The organism is Mangrovibacterium marinum (assembly GCF_003046625.1).
GTDB lineage: Bacteria > Bacteroidota > Bacteroidia > Bacteroidales > Prolixibacteraceae > Mangrovibacterium > Mangrovibacterium marinum.
In genome coordinates, this window is the sequence record NZ_QAAD01000005.1 from 97,456 (window position 1) to 116,349 (window position 18,894).

An 18,894-nucleotide genomic window follows, 5' to 3' on the forward strand; every position below is an offset into this window, starting at 1 on the left:
GTTGGTTTTATTGTGCTTGTTTTAGCCAGGCCTGCACCATACGTATTTCACCAAAACTGAATGCATTATCCATTGCGCTTCGCACATCATTTAAGCTGCTGTCGGGATGTTCCGTCAGGTAGTTCTCAATTTTATTGATCTTCTCCGGATCCACCAATTGGCTTAGCTCAAGCTCGCCGGTTTCGATGTGGCGTGCCAGATGCCCCTCGATGGTGCTCACGGCCATATCTCGCTCCGTAGCGATCATGCCAATGCTTTTGCCTTCTTTGAAAAGCTGATAGCTAATTTCGTGTGAGGGCTGCTTGGGCTTGGTCGTTTCCGGTTCCAGTTGTGTTTGCACTTCAATTTTCAGTTGGCTGTCGCGGGCATAGTCGGCGATCAACTTAAGGATGGCCGACCCGTATTGCTTGACCGTTTTTTTTCCAATGCCTTTCACCTTTAGCAGGGCGGTACTGTTTCCCGGAAGATCGTCGGTGATACCTACCAGCGCCTTCTGGGTGAGAATCATGTAGGCTGGAATGTCTCTCTCGGCTGCCAGCTCGTTGCGCCATTGCTGCAACTTGCGGAACAAGGCCGGGTGCTGGCTGGGTACATTGCTTTCCCGTTTTGAAGGTTCTGCCTTTTGTTGCGGCGCTGTGAGCAAGGCCTTCGCACGTACGGGCAGAAACTTTTCCACCACCAGCCCGTTTTGGCAAAGATCCCAGCAGGCCAGCTTCACGTGTAGTATTTCATTCATCTTTTGTAACCGCGACTGCAAGTCCTTTTTCACCGCATGGTTGTCGGTCTCGAAACTGGCCGCCTGAAGTGCCTCTTGCCATTCGGCTTTCAGCTTATTGAAGTAGTACGAACTGGCTTTTTTAATGCGTTCCTGAAGTTCCTGGTTGTGCTCTACATCGTCGCCCTGAGCGGCCAGCTGGTGAACCTGGCGCATAAATTTCGCCGACAAGGGAATCATTTCCTCCGTGCACTGCCGGCTAATGCTGCCAAGCTGTTCGGGCATGGTTCCCAGCACGACGCCTGCATTTTCGTGCAGAATTTTTACCGCTTGCCTCAGCTGATATTCGAAGGTTTTCAGGTTGAAAAGCTCTTCGAGCAAAGCCAGTTGGTAGTTCTTTTGCGACTGCTCCAGATCTTTTTGCTCGGGTTGTTGATCAGCCATTCGCGAGTTAAAACCATTGACCTCGCGGTCGCAAATCACCGCATCGGTCGACAGCGGACTGCTCAGCACCAGTCCCTCCATACTTTTGCAACGGCTCAGCGCCACATAGGTTTGTCCGTGTGCAAAAGCGGCCTGTGCATCAATGATGGCCCGCTCAAAGGTGAGTCCCTGACTTTTATGGATGGTGATGGACCAGGCCAGGCGCAAGGGATATTGCAGGAACGAGCCTTCAATTTTTTCTTCCAGCTCCTTGGTGCGCTCGTTCAGCTCATATTTCAGGTTATTCCACAGCATGCGTTCCACCGGAATGGGGTAATAATCGCCGGGGCAGCGCACTAAAATTGTATCCTCATCGAAAGACTCAATTGTGCCGATCTTTCCGTTAAAGAAGAGCTTCTCGGGAGAGCTGTCGTTCTTAACAAACATCACCTGAGCACCTATCTTCAGCTTCAGTTTCTCGGCGGTTGGAAAGGCATGTTCCGGAAATATTCCTTCAACAGTCGCCTTAAATGTATGCTCGGTGGTGCTTAGCTTCTCCATTTCGCGTTGGTTGATCTGGTCGGCCGAAGCGTTGTGTGTTGTCAGGTGGATATAGCCATCTTCCTTTTTGGGGTTGAAGTTGGGCTGATAGCGTTTGTTCAGAATGTCGAGCGACTGGCGGGTGAGTTTGTCCTCGCGAATTTCATTCAGAATTTGAATGAAGGTATCGTCCGATTGCCTAAAGATATGCTTTAGTTCGATGCTGATAACATTCGCTTGCTGAAAGGCTTGACTGCCGAAGAAGAACAGGCTGTTGTAGTATGGTCGCAGCAGGTTCCAGTCTTCATTTTTAACCACCGGTGCCAACTGCTGCAGGTCGCCAATCATGAGCAGCTGCACCCCGCCAAAAGGCTGAAAACGGTTCCGGTATTTCCGTAATACGCGGTCTATTCCGTCCAGCAAGTCGGCCCGAACCATACTAATTTCATCAATGATCAGCAGGTCGAGCGAGCGAATCATATCGATTTTCCGTTTCGTGAATTTGTGACTGTTCAGCTGCTTACTTTCGTTGGCACCCTCGCGCTCGGGCAAAATAGGACCGAAAGGTAACTGGAAAAACGAGTGAATGGTGACTCCGCCCGCGTTGATGGCCGCTACACCGGTAGGTGCTACCACAACAACGCGTTTGTAAGCAATTGTTTTCAGCCGCTTCAGAAAAGTTGTCTTTCCGGTTCCGGCTTTTCCCGTCAGGAAGATGTTGCGGTTGGTGAAATTCACGAAATTCCAGGCTAGTTCCAATTCTTTATTGCTGATCATGTTGTTGCTTTTTTGCGGAGGGCGGGTTTTGCTGATTTGGCCTCCAAAGACAAAATTACGAATATTCGCCCATACTGCCCAGCATCGTATCGGCGTTTGACCGGTGCGGCTAAACAAATTGCCAGCTGTTCGGTTTAGGCATCAGTGCGAAAACGTAATTTTCAACTATTTTTGCTTAAAATTTACAATAATGCTCATTATCGATTCTCCCTCGCAGGATGCTTATTTCAACATTGCATCCGAAGAATATTTACTGGACTGTTACCCGGACGAGGAAATTTTCCTGTTGTATGTCAATGCGCCATCGGTTATTGTTGGCCGTTTTCAGAACACCCTGGCCGAGATCAATCTCGATTATGTGACTAAAAACGGCATTAAGGTGGTTCGCCGGCTGTCGGGTGGCGGAGCTGTCTATCATGATTTGGGAAACCTGAACTTTTCGTTTCATACTCGCCTTGGAACGGACGATTTCTCTGATTTCTCGCGCTTCACCCGTCCGGTAGTCGATTTGCTGAACAGCCTAGATGTACCGGCCCGCCTGGAGGGACGCAACGATTTGCTGGTTGACGGGAAGAAGTTCAGCGGCAATGCCAAGTTGTCGCGAAAAGGCAAGATGGTGCAACATGGTACCATCCTGGTGAACTCGCAGATGGCTGTTTTGAGTGAAGTGCTGAAGGTGAATCCATTGAAATTTCGCGATAAAGCGGTTAAATCGAACCGGGCAAGGGTGACCAACCTGATTGAATACCTGCCCGAAGGAAGCAACCTGAAGCTGTTTAAAGCGCATTTGATCGACCAGATGCTGCAAACAGGTGGCGACCAGGTGCGTATTCACCTGCTGACCGATGCCGAAATTAAAGGTATTGAACAGCTGGCGGCCGAAAAATACAGCCAGTGGGACTGGAACTTTGGTGTGTCGCCGGCCTACGATTTTAACAAGGCTATTAAGCTGCCGGCCGGTTTTATTGAATTACACCTGGATGTACAACGAGGTACGATCCGAAAAGCCAAAATCTTCGGCGATTTCTTTGCCTCGAAACCGATTGAGGAGCTGGAAGAACGCCTGTACGGGGTGAAACACGAAACCGAAAGCATCCGCCAGCTGCTGGGGCAAATTCCGCTACGCGATTATTTTGGGCCTGTTGAGGCTGACGAGTTGGTGGACTTGTTCTGCTAATAGCAATTGCCTTTCAGCCTGCTTGTTAAGCGAAAAGTTGAAAGTACAAGGCTTGATGCCGGTTAGTCGCGACGGCCCTTTATGGTCGTATTTTAGTGTGCCAATTAGCCGGTGGCGAGGTTTAACGTCCCCGGGCTGCGATCAAAAGAAACCTACATGATTCAAAAGAATCACCAACAGGAATGCAAGCCAATGGTTCTCGGAGATCCTGTTGTCGTTGTTTTCAAAAGTTGTTGGGTTGTCGTTCCACTTCTAATCAAAACCAGTTATTGACATTGCGACTTAGCGCCTCTGGCTGGTAAGACTTTCACAGAAAAAAAGAAGGCGGGGGGCCTTCTTTTTAAGGGAAAATAATAATACTGCTATTCTATGATTTGTTAGACGTGGGAACAAATGTTTATGATGGCAAGTTCGGGAAAAAAAACAGTCGTAACAATCCGTTAAATCCCGGATATTTTATCCGGGATTTAACGAGTAACGGACTGTTCGCTTCAGTTTTTAATACGGATCAAACTAACAATCCTGCAAAAGAGGAAGAAGTCGTTCCTTCAGAGCATCACTTTTTTTAATTGTTAGATGGCGGACATACCGTTTTCTCAGCAATTACTTCCCAAGTGACAAGATCCACATAACCAGAACCGATGTAGTGGCTTCCTTTATCTCCCCGAACGTTCCACATCAGATCGTACTGACCATAGGCACCATCTTGGAACTCAATTTTGTCAACTTCTAAAATTTCAAAGGTTTCACCGGTTGCTTCACTTGTTAATTCGCCTGAGAAATTAAGAATGATCCATTTGTATTCTCCTTTTTGAACGTGCCAGCGATAGTGAGCCATCAGGTTTCCCTCCAGTATATCAATTTCTTCACCGTCACAGATTAGAGGCATGAAACATGCTGTTTCTGCTTTCCATTGGTAAGTTTTTGTCGATGCCGACTTTTCCTGAGCTTCATCCAGGTATTCATACGGTTCGTTGCAGGCTATTGCAAAAAACAATAAACCGGCAATGAGTAATAATGATTTTTTCATGATTAATGATTTTTGATATTATAAGCAGAAGTTCGCAAAAAGACCATTTTAGATCAATCCGGATTATTCCTGATTTCCGGCTCAGCATTTTCAGCCCCAGAGTGTTTTATCTCGCAAATGATAACCAAAAACAGCCTATCGATGTATATGGGGATAGACGGTGCTTGTAATTTCAGCGCCCGAAAATTGTTTGGTGAACCCAAAAAACTACGACTATGCCTGTCTTCATGGATCGACACGATGTTTCGGAGAAAGTGACGGCAACACAGCTTGCCGAACTACACCAACTGGACCTGGAAGTTCAGCATAAATACCACTGCAAAATATTAACCCACTGGTTTGATGACAAGTACAAGACCGCTTTTTGCCTGGTGGATGCACCCTGCGAGCAAGCGCTTGTGGATATGCATCTGGAGGCGCACGGCGACTTACCGGATCAAATTATTCCGGTCGACCCGGCAGAGGTGAAGGATTATCTGGGACGAATAAAGGCAGTTCCCGAGACCGACGATGAAACCGTGAACCAGATTCAACAATCAGCCTTTCGGGTGCTGATGGTGATCGGGGTTGACGATTGTACGGTAAAGCCCAACCCGGTGCGAATTGAAGACAGCATGGGGATGCTCAGGGATATTTTCCCGGGCTATTACGGTCGTTTGGTCAAAGTTTCACGCAGTTCTATTCTGGTCTCTTTTCCCAACGCGACGCAGTGTATTTTGTGTGCGCTGGAAATTCATAGCCAGCTGGCACAAATTAGTCAGGCTCTGCAATCCAACGCTGTCATACTAAAGACAGGAATAAGCGCGGGTTTGCCTTTGGCTGGTGGTGCCGGCTTGTTTGAAGCAGCCCGCAAAGAAGCCCGGGCTTTGTACTATATCTCGGAAGGCAATATTGCCGTGGCTCCTGAGGTGAAAAGCCTGTACGAGGAAGAAAACCCCGAGGTGTATCTCGAACACGATCTGTTTTTGACCCTCAGTCCTTCGGATCAGAAGTTCCTGGTGCCCCTGTTGGATTATTTGGATGACACCTGGCAAAATCCCTATCTGCGGGTCGAGGATCTGGAGAAAAGCCTGGGGTACAGTAAGTCGCAGCTTTATCGTAAAATTGTTAGTCTGCTGGGCGATACTCCCAATAATTTTATTAAGAATTACCGCCTGCGCAAAGCCTTGAAGCGCATTCAACGAAAGAGCGAAAGTATCAGCGATATTGCCGGAAACACCGGCTTTAAAAGCCCTTCGTATTTCTCAAAATGTTTTCAAAAGCGTTACGGGGTACTGCCATCGGTGTATATGCAGCAGGGGATGGCTTAGCTTCATTTTTTTAAGGAATGAAAATAAAACAGGGGAAGTGAGTTGAACTTCCCCTGTTTGGCATTGGTTGGCCAATGGCTTAAATATCGACTAGCTCAGATCCTGAGCGCGAATTTCCACACGGCGAATTTTACCGCTGATTGTTTTGGGAAGTTCTTCCACAAATTCAATGACACGCGGATATTTGTAAGGAGCCGTAACTTGTTTTACATGGTCCTGAATTTCCTTGGCCAGCTGTTCGCCGGCTTTGTGTTTGCGGTCGTGCGCCAATACGACAGTGGCTTTCACAATTTGTCCCCGGATCTCATCGGCGATGCCGGTGATGGCACATTCCACAATATCGGGGTGGGTCATCAGGGCACTTTCCACTTCGAACGGGCCAATGCGGTAGCCCGAGCTCTTGATCACATCGTCGGCCCGGCCGACGAACCAGAAATAGCCGTCCTCGTCTTTCCAGGCCAGGTCGCCGGTGTAGTAAATCCCCTCCGACATTGCTTCGTCGGTCAGCGTCTGGTTGCGGTAGTAGCCGTTAAACAGCCCTGCCGGATATTTTTCGCCGTAGCGAATAACAATCTGCCCCTGTTCGCCAGCTTTAGCCGGCACACCTTCGGCGGTCATCAGATCGATGTCGTAGTGCGGATTGGGCAAGCCCATTGATCCGGGTTTGGGTTGCACCCAGGGCGAAGTAAACACGGTAAGCGTCGTTTCACTTTGGCCGTAACCTTCGCGCAGCTGAATGCCGGTTAACTGGTAAAAACGCTCGTACACCTCCGGATTTAACGCTTCGCCGGCAATGGTACACCACTCGAGGGCCGACAAGTCGTAGCGGGTCATGTCTTCGCGAATCAGAAAACGGAAGATGGTTGGTGGCGCACAAAGCGAGGTGACGCGGTATTTCGATAAAACCTCCAGAATGTCGGCGGGGGCGAATTTCTCGTGATCGTAAACAAAAACGGTGGCTCCGACCAGCCATTGTCCGTAAAGTTTTCCCCAAACAGCTTTCAGCCATCCGGTATCGGCAATGGTCAGGTGGATGCTGTTTTCGTGCAGGTTTTGCCAGTATTTGGCTGTGACGATGTGAGCCAGCGGGTACACACTGTCGAGCATCACCATTTTCGGATCGCCCGTTGTTCCCGAGGTAAAGCTAACAATGATGGGGTCGTGGTTGGCTGTTGGTTCTGCCGGTCGCTCAAAAGGCTGTGCCTGGCTGATACCAGCGTGAAAATCGTCCCATCCTTCCGGAATTATCGGGCCGATGGAAATTTGCTTTTCAATGGTTGGCGAATCGGGCATAGCCTGATTCACATGATCGATGATGATTGGATCGCCGTCGCAAACAATGGCTTTAATGGAAGCGGCATTGGCGCGGTAAATAATGTCTTTGGAGGTGAGCAGGTGAGTGGCCGGTATAATGACTGCTCCGATTTTGTGCAGCGCAATAATGGTGAACCAGAACTCGGCACGACGTTTCAGGATGGCCATCACCATATCGCCTTTTCCAATGCCGAGTGATGCAAAATAACCAGCTGTGCGATCGGTAATTTCCTTTAAATCGCTAAAGGTATAGCTACGGCTTTCACCCTGGTCGTTTGTCCAGAGTAAGGCCCGCTTGTTGGGCTCTTTTGCGGCCCAGCCATCAACAACATCGTACGCAAAATTGAAATCCTGGGGGATGTTCAATTCGTAGTTGGCTTTAAAATCGTCAAAATTTTCAAAGTCGGTTTTCTTCAGATACTTCTCTATCATTCTCTTAATTCCTTTATGCTTTTTTCGGGGCGAATCGTCTTTGGGTAAAAGCGGTTGTCGGTCCTGTCGGTTCTTTCTGTATCGTGTTTGTATTCAATACAGAATAGATTGCAAAACTAGGATTAATTTTTTGGGCGTTAAAATTATTTGGGGTTGAAGCTGAATGGATCAATCAACAGATGGCAAAAAAGCAACAAAAGTTGCAGGAGTGGGGGGATTCCATCTCTTCGGGTGATGCGCGGGCCTGCGGTAGGCCAGGTTTCCAACCGCATCGGGAATGCATTGAATGGCGATTTCTATTTCTACCCTCCATTAAAGCGGATCTTTTGTCCTACCGGACGGGTTTTCATTTTTCAGCAATGGCTTTAGCCATTCAATACCGATTAGCTTCAAAAGTGTCGCATCGTATCACTTCGTTCCAATGCTCCTTTTTCAGTCTATCGGCATTATACCGTCCTATTTCAGAGCATAAATTAGCCTTCAAAACGGTATAATTTGGGTAGTACAAACGATAATACGAAGATTCTCCCGTCCCGTACGGGACGGAATTTCCCATTGTCGTTGTTCATCTACCCAAATAGCATCCCTCCGGGATTGCAGGAAGCTTTTCGTTTGATTTCGACCTTGATAAAACCAGGCCAACCGGTTCCCGACTTTTGGTCATTGATTGAACGCCATTCTTATGCGTTGGGCCATTCTAAAATGACAATCCGCCAACTTTAGAAAACAACGACAACCCGGTATTCGAACAGCCGCGACTTTCATCGTGGTTGACGATTTTTCAGAAATCGGCAGGTATGTCAACCAAAAACAGGCACAAAAGGTATAACAGAAAGGAGTATGCTCCGCTTTCAACCCGAATTGTATGAACGCCAAAGATGAAAGCAGCGCGTAAAAAAATTGAGATCGAGATCTGTGTACGATGTTATGCCGGCCTGAATGATTTTTTGCCCGCCCCATGGAGATCCCGTTGATTTTGCCTGAAATTGAAAACCCCGGTTGTGGTGTCCGAGGCCATGATGGTGTTGGGCATTCCCCGTGCCGAGATCGAGTTGATCCTGGTGAACAGCCATCGGGCTGACGAGGGGCATAAACTGAAGGAGGGGGATTTTGTTTCGGTTTACCCGACATTCGAAACCATTGACATTAGCCCGCTGACAGGTCGTCGGGATAAGCCTGAGCCGGAAATGCGCTTCATCGCAGATGCGCACCTGGGCAAACTCAGCAAGTATTTGCGCATGTTGGGCTTCGACACCTTATACCGCAACGATTTTGGTGACGACGAAATCATCCACATCGCCCTAAATGAGGAGCGGATTATCCTGACGCGCGACAGAATGCTGCTCAATTCGACGCGGGTAAGGCGGGGCTACTACTTGCGGGCTACCGACAAGCATGCTCTGCTAACTGAAGTTGTTGCCAGATTTGGCCTGAAAAGCCTGTTTAAACCCTTTTCGCGATGTATGACCTGTAACCAGCCGTTGGTGTTGAAGGCTTCTGCCGAGCTTACAGCGTTGGTTGATGCCCCGACGCTGGCCCGTTTCGACGAGTTTTACTATTGTGCAAACTGCCGGAAAGTATTTTGGAAAGGTTCCCATTTCAAACGCATGGAGGCGCTGATCCTCCAAATCGCATCGGGGCCACAGAACCGCCGCGGCTGGCGAGGCACTTCTGCTTGTGACTAATCCTGCTGCTCGTCCGTCTCCGGCAATTCAAGCACAAGCGGATTGGTCAAGGCCCGTTCTTCGAGCTCCTCGAAACGCTCGCTCCATTCGTTGGCCAGCAACACTTTCTGCACCTTGGGCAGCGCATACGCCAAGCGGTAAACAATGTGCTGATATTTGGGAACAAGAACCTGTTCGGCGTCGTCGAAAGCCAGTATTTTCACCTTCACCATGGGAATTCCCGTGGCACTGAGCAGCTCGTCGATTCGCGCGGGCGTGCCAATCAGGATGTCCAACCCTTCATAAATCATGTCTTTCTGATATTGCAGAATACCCTTGTCGAAGACCACAAAAGTGCGTAGGTCCGTATTCCTGGCGAGTGTCTTAAACTGTTCTTCCAGCTCAAAAGCCTTTTCTTTGGTCGGTACAACAACAATGGCCCGGGGCGCTTCCTCCATAGCCTGTTTCAGCTGTTGGATAAGGCTGATCACCAGTGCTGTTGACTTGCCGGTGCCTTCCGGGGCATGCACAATTACATCGGCCCCCGAGCGGATTGCGGGGATCGCCAGATCCTGAATTTCTTTGGGCGTTTGATCAAAACCGGCATCTTGAATGGCAGATACTAAACCTGGGATAAACTTTTTGAGCTTCATAATGGAACGGGTCTAAAACAGGAAAAAAGGAGTCTGTCCGTGTCTTGGACCAGGTGCAGGCTGCTTCTTTCGCAACAATAAATCGTGATGTGTAACAATCGGCGACAAAGTTATCATTTCCCGCAGGAAGCGAAAGAGATCGCCCTTTGTTTTTAAAAGCGATTGAAATTTAGCACTGGCCCGTGGGAAAACAAGCTCTCTGCGGCCATTAATGAATATTTGCGCGAGTGTCTCGACCTGTTCTATACGGGGCCCGAGCGTCAAAAACTCGAAGAAGTCGGCATTATCGTGAAGTCCTAAACAAGAAAACCAAGCTGGTGTGCCTAAACAAAGACTGTCTTTTTCAGGCAGCCTTTGTTGTTTACAGGCTACTCCTGCGCTTTCAATAGCTCGCGGTAATTCACCGTATGGCCGAAAATACCAATCACCGGGCTTTTTGCCGCTACTTCTCCACGACTGAGTTGTCCAATGGTGGTGCGGGTAACTTCCTGGTCGGGGAAGCTGGCTTTGTACACCAGCCCAACCGGGTAGTCATTCGGGTAGCCCTGCTCCAGGTAGTTGGTGGCAATTTCGTGCATGTTCGAGGCACCCATGTAATAAACGGCCGTGTCGGAATTGGGAATTTTGTAGCTGCTTTTGCCGTGCGCCGTGCCAAAGCTCACCGATGAGGCAATGCCCCGGTGGGTGAGCGGTATGTTGCCCAGCGAAGCTGCCGCAATGGCCGAACTGATGCCGGGTACAATTTCAACCGATATACCTTTTTCTTCGAGGTAGAAACGCTCTTCGCTGCCGCGACCGAAAATAAGCGGATCACCCCCCTTGAGGCGAACAACCATTTTCCTGGCGCTGGCAGCCTGGTAAAGCACTTCGTTAATTTCGTCCTGTTCCTTGCTGTGGTTGCCCCTGCGTTTGCCCACGTAGTGTTTTTCGCCCCGGTAGCGCGCCAGGAATTCGTGATCGAGCAGGTCGTCGTAAAAAATAATGTCGGCCTGAAAGAGCAATTGCTCGCCGCGTCGGCTCAGCAGGTTGGGGTTTCCGGGGCCAAAACCAACCAGAAAGACTTTTCCAGCCAACTGCTCTTTTTGTTGCAGCAGTTGCTCGCGCTCGCGCACAAAATGTTCGATCTCCTGAGCCATCAGCACCGTTTTCTTCACCTCCTTGCGTTTCGAGTTCATGGCCACCACAAAGTCGTCGGTTTCAACCAGGGCTGACGAATGAAAATCGGACACTTCGGCATCATCGGTGCGGTTGCACAAAATGCCCCGCGACTCGCAATCAGCCTGAATTTGGGCATTTACTTCGGGCGAATCGGTGCAGGCAAACACCAGGAACAGCCCTTCGATGTGTTGCGGCTGATAGGCTTCGTGCAGGCACTGAACAGCCGGAATCGCTTCAATTTCAGCCTGAATTTCGGGAGCTATCACGCGAATGTTGGAACTGTAGCGCACCAGGCTTTTCAATTTTTGAGCAGCTACCTGGCCGCCGCCAATCAGGCCGATTTGTTTGCCGGCCAGATTTAAAGAGATGGGTAAGAAAGACATGGTTGTAAGACATTAATGCTCGCTCTGAGAGCAGCGATAAATTCGTTATTTATAGTTTCGTTTTGGGCAGCAATGCGGAAATGACCGGGCCCGAGCCCGCGGAAATTAGAGGCGTCGCGGATCAGGAAGCCGTGCTTTTCCAGCAGCTGCTTTTTCAGTTCGGCTGCCGTTGTCTGCTGCAACTCGCTTAGAAAATAATTCGTCGGCGAGGGGCTTACCCGTAATCCCGGAATGCGGGCCAATTCTGTTTGCAGGCGTTTGGATTCGTCCAACCGTTGTCGAAGTGCAGCAGATGGCTTTTCGGGCAAATCCAGAATATACTCGCCGGCCTTCAAAGCCAGGGCATTCACCGCCCAGGGCATATGGCAGGCCTGAAGCCGTTGAATAATCGAAGGATGGGCCAGCAGGTACCCAATCCGAATACCCGGAATGGCAAACAGCTTGGTGAAGGATTTAATCACCACCAAATTTGGATACTGACTAACCAGGGGAGCCACACTCTCAGCGCCCTCGCAAAGGTCGATGTAAGCTTCGTCAACCACCAGCAAGCGTTGGGGATTTTGTTCCAGGAAAGCAATCAACTCTTGCGGATTGTGATAACGACCATCGGGATTATTCGGGTTGCCAATCCACACCAAATCAGCCGGCGTGCTGCTGTTGAGCACATTCAGATCGCCCACAAATACCAATTGATGTTGGTAGAGCGTGCAGGCATCTTCGTACTCGGCAAAAGCCGGTGTGCGAATAGCCGAGCATTGCTGCTGAAAGGCATGGGCCAGCAGGTAAAAGGCCTCCGTTGAGCCATTGGTAACCAGCACCTGTTCCGGGCTTATATGGAATGTAGTGGCCAGCTTTTTACGTAAAATCCGGCACTCAGGATCCGGGTAATTGCGAATAGTCGGCATCTGCGTTTGCAGGTAGTCCAGCAAGCCGTCAGTTTGCGGATTATCGAATACATTGGTGCTGAAATCAGCTTTCAGCAGGTGTTGTATTCCTTGTAGGTTGTTACCGTGTCCGTTTATCATGTTCGTAATACTTTCAATGTTTCATTCAGTTGTTGCACAAGCGCCTCCGGATCAGAAAAAACAAGCGGATAATGGAGTCGGGGACGGCTTATTATATGTGCCGCGATGCCCAATTCCTGTGCTGCCTGGCATTTCTCGAGCAGTCCGCCCGCTTCGCCCGATTCTTTGCATACGAGCTGGGTAATCAGGTATTCCTCCATCAAAGCCCGGTTGGTTTCCACACGCATGCGCCCCTTCATGGCAATTAGCTGGTGAGCCAGTAGTCCGGCGGCCTGACATTCGTCCAGACTTTTGCTGACCGGCAAAACTCGGGCAACAATCCGGTCGAGAAGCTCGGGGCAAAAGCGATGCACATTCTTCGAACCAATAGTGAGCAGAATGTTGCCGCTGGTTTGTTTCAGAGTTTCAATCAGCTCGTCGTAATCGGGATAATAGTGAGCGCCGGCTATTTGAACTTGCTCCCGTTCAAAACGCAGGTAAGGTCGTTTCATGCGCGCACAAACCGCCATGGCCTGGGTTGAAACAAGTTCTGCAAAAGGGTGACTGGCATCCACCACCACCGAAATGGCTGTATCGGTCAGTAGTTGCTCCATGTCGCTTTCGCTCAGTTGTTGCTCCATGATCTCAAAATTTTGCAGCGCCGCCAGTTGCGAGCCGTAGGCTGTGGTGGTACTAATCAGCACCCGATGGCCTTCGCTGCGAATGCGTTCTGCAAGCCTGTTGGCATCACTTGTTCCCCCGATAATCCAAATCATAAGCGATATCCCCGAATGGTCACCATTTTTCCGTTGATGACCTGCGTTTGCGAGTTCCCGATAATCACGGTGGTCAGCATGTCTACATCGGCATTTTTAAGTTCGCCCAGCGTGGTCAGAACCACCTGCTGGCCTTCGCGCATGGCTTGTTTCACGATGCCCACCGGTGTTTCCGGCTTTTGGTATTGCAGAAGAATGTCAACGGCTGTGTCCAGCTGCTTGATGCGTGTTTTGCTGCGCGGATTGTACAAAGCAACAGCAAAGTCGCCTTCTCCGGCCGCCCGGATCCGCTTTTGAATCAGTTCCCAGGGGGTTAGCAGGTCGCTAAGGCTGAGGGTGACGAAATCGTTCATCAGCGGTGCTCCGAGCAGAGATGCTGCCGAGGTAGCCGCACTGATTCCCGGAATAATGTCGACCGGTACTTCGGATTGGCGTTCGGCGACAATCTCAAGCATAATTCCGGCCATACCGTAAATCCCGGCGTCGCCACTGCTGATCAGGCTCACCACATTTCCGGCTTCAGCCAGTTCCAGCACTTCCACGCACCGATCCACCTCTTTTTTCATGCCCGACGAAGCAAATTGTTTCTCGGGAAAAAGCGTTTTAATCAACTCGATGTACGTTTTATAGCCTGCAATGATGTCGCTCTGTTCAAGCGCCAGCAGGGCTCGCGGACAAATGTAGTCCTTATCGCCGGGGCCGGTGCCCACTAGTATTATTTTTCCTTGCATTGGTATTGTTTTGTTTCAAATACAGATAATGTCATGCCTGTTTGCCGGGCTTTTTGAAGCAGAAATTCTCCTTCTTGTCCGCCTGCCAGGTAGGCCGCCGGGCTGCTCACCGAGCGAACACCGGTAATTTGTTTCACAAAGTCGGAGCCTTCAAACAAATGCTCGACTGTTTGCAGCGCCTCGGCCTCGTAAAATTTTGTGTCGCAGTTCAGTTTTTTTGCCACTTCCAGAATGGCCGGTTCCGAGCTTTTTAGCTCGATCGAGCAAATGGCTGCTACACTTCGTTTGTCCAGTTGCAACTGCTCCAATTGTTGTTCAATGAACGCCCAAAGCTCCTCGGGCGAACTGTCCTTTTTGCAGCCAATACCCAGATAGATATTCCGGGGAATCAATTGCACTGTGGGTAAATCAGCCGGAATCGTCGTTTTATTGGAGACGATGATCCTTGCTGCCGGTTCACCTTCAAAAGGCGGAAGTTCGACCGCTCCCAGCCAGTTGTCCGGATCGCAAAGCTCAACCGCTTGTCGGTTCACCAGGCAAGCGGTCACCACTTTGGCATCTTCCATCGAAGAAATGACCAGCCCGGCCTGTTGCGCCAACAAATCTACCGATGGCAATTGGTTAACATCCGAAGCGGTGGTGATCACCGGATGTGCGCCAATTAAGTTGGCAAGTTGGTTTGTCAATTCATTCGCTCCACCCAGGTGCCCGCTTAACAGGCTAATGGCGTGTTTGCCGGCATCGTCGAGCACAAGCACCGCCGGATCGCTTGTTTTGTCCTGAATCCAGGGGGCAATGCTGCGCACAACAATTCCGGTAGCCATAATGAAGATCAGGCTGTCGTAGTTCTGAAACAGTTGTTGGCAAAACTGGCTAAGCTTTCCTTCGATCGGACGAAACCCTTCGGCTTTCCATTTGTCCAGGGTAAAGCAATCGGCTTCCGGAAAATGCTGTTTGATTTCCCGGGCTAGTTGATTGCCCTGTAAGCTGATGGAGATGGTGGCGACAGACTGCTTCATGGCCGAACTTTAATTCGTGGGATGTTCGTTATTCCCTTTGCGGTACTCGTGCGTGAAATGCGAGGCATAGAGTAGTGAGTTCTCAAACTCATCGCCCAGGAAATCGCCCACCAAAATCATAGCCGTTTTGGTGATGTTTTCGTCCTTTACCTTTTGTGCAATATCGGCCAGCATCCCTTTTACAATCTTCTGGTCGGGCCAACTGGCACGCTGAATGACTGCCACAGGCGTATGTAGTGGATAGTGCTTCGTTAGTTTTTCCACCAATTTCGAAATCATGCCGACCGACAGAAAAATAGACATCGAAGCACGGTGGCTCGCCAGTAAATCAATTTTCTCGAGATCGGGCACTGGCGTGCGACCTTCCATGCGGGTGCAAATAACGGTTTGCGAAATGCCGGGAACCGTAAATTCGCGTTGCAGGGCTGCAGCCGAAGCCACAAACGAGCTGACGCCGGGAATTACCCGATGCGGAATGCCCAGCTTGTCGAGTTCTTCAATTTGCTCGCGAATACTTCCGTAGATTGACGGATCGCCCGTATGAACCCGTGCAACCGTTTGGCCATTCTCAGTGGCTTCGCGCATGGTCTCGATGATGCTTTTCAGGTCCATCGTGGCACTGTTGAAGACTTGGGCATCGGCTCTGCGATCTTCAATCACAGCCTCGGGCACCAGCGAACCGGCGTAAATAATCACATCGGCATGGCGCACCGCCTTTTGTCCTTTAATGGTGATGAGTTCCGGGTCGCCCGGCCCTGCACCGATAAAAATTACTTCTGACATTGTTCTTCGTTTGCGTTTTTAAGTAGAATGGCCGTTGAAAAATAGGGGACCTTTTCCTGTAAAATCGAGATGTCGGTATAGCATTTCTGGCTTGGTTTCCCGGCATCGGTCATTAGCGTGAATTGGTAGTCGTTTTGCTCCGATAAGTAGTTGTAAAGCTCCTGGTGATAGGCTGAAACTTTCATGCAAACCACCGCTTCAGTAGACTGCATGATTGTTTTTGAAGCCTCGTCAAAAGAGCAAATCACGGCTAATTTATCTTCGCCCTTCACCAATGGCTGCGAAAGCAAGCTGCTGATGGCTGAAAACGAGTAGATGCCCGGCACGGTTTCCACCTGAAATTCGGTTGGTAAATAATCCAGAATGTAGCTGTAAGTACTGTAGAGCATGGGATCGCCCAGCGTGAGAAAAGCTACATTTTGCCCTTGGCGCAGGTGCTCCTGAATTAGCTCCGCATTTTCGCGGCGTGCTGCCCGGCGTGTTTCCACATCCGGAGACATGGAAAAGCCCATGGCCAGGGTGCTGGCTTTGGGCGACAGGTGTGGCCTGACGATTTCCAGCGCCGTACTGGACTGGCCTTTCGAATTGGGTACGCAGATCAGGTCGGCATTCTGCAATACTTTCACTGCTTTCAAGGTCAACAAATCCGGATCGCCCGGCCCCAAGCCAATTCCGTAAAGAGTTCCGTTGGTTGTATTCATTTTGATTTTGTTTTTGTCGCTGTAAACAGGAAGATCGGATTTTGAGCTTTCAACATGGCCACAGCCGATTGTGTATCGACTTTACTAATAGCCACCTGGCTCAGCTCAAAAGACCATCCTTTACTTTTAAAATAGGAGTACGCCCGCAGCATGGTGTCAATCACAATGGCCGTTAGAACGACGATGCTGTCTGCCGGTGCGTTTGTATCAATTAAATCGAGAATCTGTTCCAGTTGACCACCGCTGCCACCAATAAAATATTTGTTGATGGTGTCCAGCTTTTCCATGCCAACCGGTGCTTCAGACTCAATAATTTCGATGTTGGAAACGCCGTGTTTTTCAGCATTCAGTTTGATCAACCCCACCGCTTCCGGCTTTCGTTCCAAAGCAATCACTTGCCCTTCGCTGAGGCGTAGCGCCGCTTCAATGGAAACAGAACCGGTGCCGGCACCGATGTCCATCAGGCGATCATTGGACTGCAGTTCCAGCTTGCTTAAAACCAGTGTCCTCACTTCTTCCTTGGTCATGGGCACGGAGCCCCGTATAAATGCTGAATCTTTCATGCGTGTTGGATCGGTTGTGTAGTTACTCCTTCAATAATGACGGCACACAGCGAGAAGGAGAATTCGAGTTGGAGCAGTTGCTCAGCGGTTGCCGTTATAATTTGCTCGTCGGGATAGGAGAGGCGGTTGCCAATATGCATGGTGGCTTGGCTGTGCCCGCTTTTTGCCAGCATCCCGGCAATTGTTTTCCAGTTATTCTGACGATCGGTTAGCAGGAATACCGATTCGTATTCGTTGAGCTTGCTCACAAACTGCGTTGTTGTTCCGTGCAGGGATGCTTTAAAGGCATTCTCGTAGCCCAGACCAAGCTTGGCATATAAATATTGAAAGGAACTGATGCCGGGGATGCAGCGAATAGTCCGGTCGGTAATGGCTTGCTGCAGAAACCGACGGAGCGAGTGGAAACCGGTGTCTCCCGAAACCAGCACAACTATTTTTTCTTCATCTCGATTGTCCAAATCCTGTTCGAGCTGTTCCAGTTTACCCGTGAAGAGCAAGTCGGTTTTGGCATAGCTTTGAAAGGTTTCCAGTTGGCGGCGTGCACCCACAAGCAGGTCTGCTGCTTTCACCTCCAGGTGAACAGCTGGGAGAATGTAGTCGGGGTGTCCCGGGCCAATTCCGCAAATACACAGTTCCTTCGTGTTACTCATTTTTCCACTGTTTTAATTGGTTCATCGCTTTCGAGGTGCAGCCCAGCAGACCTTGCTTTTGTGACAGTAAAATGACTTCGACCGAGAGCTCACCGAAGACACGTTGCTCGGTCCTTGCTTTGATCCGTTCCGAAAATACGGTCCAAAATTCCGGGTCATCGATAAAATCGAGCGCCTCTTCGGTGGTGTTGGCCCGCATGATCTTTGAAAAGGCTTCGGGGCTTTGGCTAAACTGAAAATAGTGCGCTGCCAAAATCTCGTTGCGGGCATCGGCTACCTTGCTGTGTGTTTGGAAAATACCGCCGGCCAACTTCACCAATTTGCCGAGGTGCCCAATCAATACCAGTTGCTTAAAATCGCGGGCAACGGCCTGTTCGAGCATAAAACCGATGTAATTGCTGGTAACCACAAGCTGCGCTTCGTTCACCGGTAGATTCGCGCTTGAAAAGGCGGTGCTGTAATTTCCCGGGCTGAAAATAGCCTTGTTCCAGCCCAATGCCTTCAGCTGATCCAGCTTCAGAACCAGCGAGTCTTTCAAAGCCTCTTCGGACATGGGCCGTACAATTCCGGTTGTACCCAGAACCGATAATCCACCAACAATCCCCAAACTTGGGTTGAAGGTTTTTCGGGCCAGTTCTTCCCCTTTTGGGATGCAAATTTCTACGGTAACTGCCACCTCGGGAGGCAGCACTTCGGCCACGGACTCCCGGATCATTTTTAAAGGCACAGGGTTAATGGCTGCTTCGCCGGGAGCAATGGCCAGTCCCGGTTTGGTTACCCGGCCGACTCCCTTTCCTCCAATAATTGTGACGCCTTGGTGAGTGCCCGGCCAAACCCGCGCTACGATCTCCGCCCCATGGGTGATGTCCGGGTCATCGCCGGCATCTTTGATCGTTGTTGCCATTGCTTCCTCCGGCGAAAACGAAGCTTTCTCGATTTCGAGCCAAACTTCGTCCTCGTTGGGCAATTTCACGCCAACCTCGTGCAGGCTTTGCTGATGCACCAGCATCCAGGCAGCAGCTTTGGCCACCGCTGCCGCGCAAGTTCCCGTGGTTAATCCGTTTCGCAATGTTCGTTGTTCTGGCATCTCC

Annotated in this window: 17 protein-coding genes; 3 read left to right on the forward strand and 14 right to left on the reverse strand. The window is 50.0% G+C overall.

Going from position 1 to position 18,894, the window contains the following annotated elements; translation table 11 throughout:
- Window positions 1-7: 7 nt before the first annotated feature.
- Window positions 8-2,455 (reverse strand): helix-turn-helix domain-containing protein, encoded by a 2,448-nt coding sequence (locus C8N47_RS06150; protein WP_146161443.1) that lies wholly within the window; start codon window positions 2,453-2,455, stop codon window positions 8-10.
- Between the two features lie 190 nt (window positions 2,456-2,645).
- Here C8N47_RS06150 and lplA point away from each other — a divergent pair, with 190 nt between their 5' ends.
- On the forward strand, window positions 2,646-3,632 hold the full coding sequence (gene lplA / locus C8N47_RS06155) for a lipoate--protein ligase (protein WP_107821663.1): 987 nt from the start codon (window positions 2,646-2,648) through the stop codon (window positions 3,630-3,632).
- Window positions 3,633-4,197: 565 nt separating this feature from the next.
- Here the strand turns inward: lplA and C8N47_RS06165 are convergent.
- Entirely contained in the window at window positions 4,198-4,662 is a 465-nt protein-coding gene (locus C8N47_RS06165; protein WP_107821665.1) for a hypothetical protein, read from the reverse strand.
- Window positions 4,663-4,877: 215 nt separating this feature from the next.
- On the opposite strand from C8N47_RS06165, the gene C8N47_RS06170 reads away from it, so the two are divergent.
- Entirely contained in the window at window positions 4,878-5,972 is a 1,095-nt protein-coding gene (locus tag C8N47_RS06170; protein WP_107821666.1) for a nickel-binding protein, read from the forward strand.
- Window positions 5,973-6,062: 90 nt separating this feature from the next.
- On the opposite strand, the gene C8N47_RS06175 is transcribed toward C8N47_RS06170, so the two are convergent.
- On the reverse strand, window positions 6,063-7,718 hold the full coding sequence (locus tag C8N47_RS06175) for an AMP-binding protein (RefSeq protein ID WP_107821667.1): 1,656 nt from the start codon (window positions 7,716-7,718) through the stop codon (window positions 6,063-6,065).
- Between the two features lie 986 nt (window positions 7,719-8,704).
- Between C8N47_RS06175 and C8N47_RS06180 the strand changes: the two genes are divergently transcribed.
- Window positions 8,705-9,403 (forward strand): Mut7-C RNAse domain-containing protein, encoded by a 699-nt coding sequence (locus tag C8N47_RS06180; RefSeq protein ID WP_107821668.1) that lies wholly within the window; start codon window positions 8,705-8,707, stop codon window positions 9,401-9,403.
- Here the strand turns inward: C8N47_RS06180 and C8N47_RS06185 are convergent.
- The 11 genes from C8N47_RS06185 to cbiD form a co-directional block, all read right to left on the reverse strand.
- Window positions 9,400-10,035 (reverse strand): DEAD/DEAH box helicase, encoded by a 636-nt coding sequence (locus C8N47_RS06185; protein WP_107821669.1) that lies wholly within the window; start codon window positions 10,033-10,035, stop codon window positions 9,400-9,402. The two genes, C8N47_RS06180 and C8N47_RS06185, sit on opposite strands and share 4 nt — an antisense overlap.
- Window positions 10,036-10,403: 368 nt before the next feature.
- A complete protein-coding gene (gene cobA / locus C8N47_RS06190; protein ID WP_107821670.1) occupies window positions 10,404-11,576 on the reverse strand; it encodes a uroporphyrinogen-III C-methyltransferase in 1,173 nt (390 codons plus the stop codon).
- Window positions 11,552-12,601 (reverse strand): threonine-phosphate decarboxylase, encoded by a 1,050-nt coding sequence (locus C8N47_RS06195; RefSeq protein ID WP_107821671.1) that lies wholly within the window; start codon window positions 12,599-12,601, stop codon window positions 11,552-11,554. The genes cobA and C8N47_RS06195 overlap by 25 nt, the downstream gene beginning before the upstream one ends.
- Window positions 12,598-13,356, reverse strand: coding sequence for a precorrin-6A reductase (gene cobK / locus C8N47_RS06200; RefSeq protein ID WP_107821672.1), 759 nt, complete (start codon window positions 13,354-13,356; stop codon window positions 12,598-12,600). Before cobK ends, C8N47_RS06195 begins: the two co-directional genes overlap by 4 nt.
- Complete coding sequence (gene cobJ, locus C8N47_RS06205; protein WP_107821673.1) at window positions 13,353-14,087, reverse strand: precorrin-3B C(17)-methyltransferase; 735 nt, start codon at window positions 14,085-14,087, stop codon at window positions 13,353-13,355. The genes cobK and cobJ overlap by 4 nt, the downstream gene beginning before the upstream one ends.
- Window positions 14,072-15,106 (reverse strand): cobalt-precorrin 5A hydrolase, encoded by a 1,035-nt coding sequence (gene cbiG / locus C8N47_RS06210; RefSeq protein ID WP_107821674.1) that lies wholly within the window; start codon window positions 15,104-15,106, stop codon window positions 14,072-14,074. The genes cobJ and cbiG overlap by 16 nt, the downstream gene beginning before the upstream one ends.
- Before the next feature lie 9 nt (window positions 15,107-15,115).
- Window positions 15,116-15,889: a precorrin-4 C(11)-methyltransferase gene (gene cobM, locus C8N47_RS06215; RefSeq protein ID WP_107821675.1), complete on the reverse strand. Its 774-nt coding sequence runs from the start codon at window positions 15,887-15,889 to the stop codon at window positions 15,116-15,118.
- Window positions 15,877-16,590, reverse strand: a complete 714-nt coding sequence (gene cobI, locus C8N47_RS06220) for a precorrin-2 C(20)-methyltransferase (protein WP_107821676.1) — start codon at window positions 16,588-16,590, stop codon at window positions 15,877-15,879. The genes cobM and cobI overlap by 13 nt, the downstream gene beginning before the upstream one ends.
- Window positions 16,587-17,153, reverse strand: coding sequence for a precorrin-6Y C5,15-methyltransferase (decarboxylating) subunit CbiT (cbiT, locus tag C8N47_RS06225; RefSeq protein WP_107821677.1), 567 nt, complete (start codon window positions 17,151-17,153; stop codon window positions 16,587-16,589). Before cbiT ends, cobI begins: the two co-directional genes overlap by 4 nt.
- Window positions 17,150-17,803: a precorrin-6y C5,15-methyltransferase (decarboxylating) subunit CbiE gene (cbiE, locus tag C8N47_RS06230; RefSeq protein WP_107821678.1), complete on the reverse strand. Its 654-nt coding sequence runs from the start codon at window positions 17,801-17,803 to the stop codon at window positions 17,150-17,152. The genes cbiT and cbiE overlap by 4 nt, the downstream gene beginning before the upstream one ends.
- On the reverse strand, window positions 17,796-18,890 hold the full coding sequence (gene cbiD / locus C8N47_RS06235; protein WP_107821679.1) for a cobalt-precorrin-5B (C(1))-methyltransferase CbiD: 1,095 nt from the start codon (window positions 18,888-18,890) through the stop codon (window positions 17,796-17,798). The genes cbiE and cbiD overlap by 8 nt, the downstream gene beginning before the upstream one ends.
- Between the last annotated feature and the right edge of the window lie 4 nt (window positions 18,891-18,894).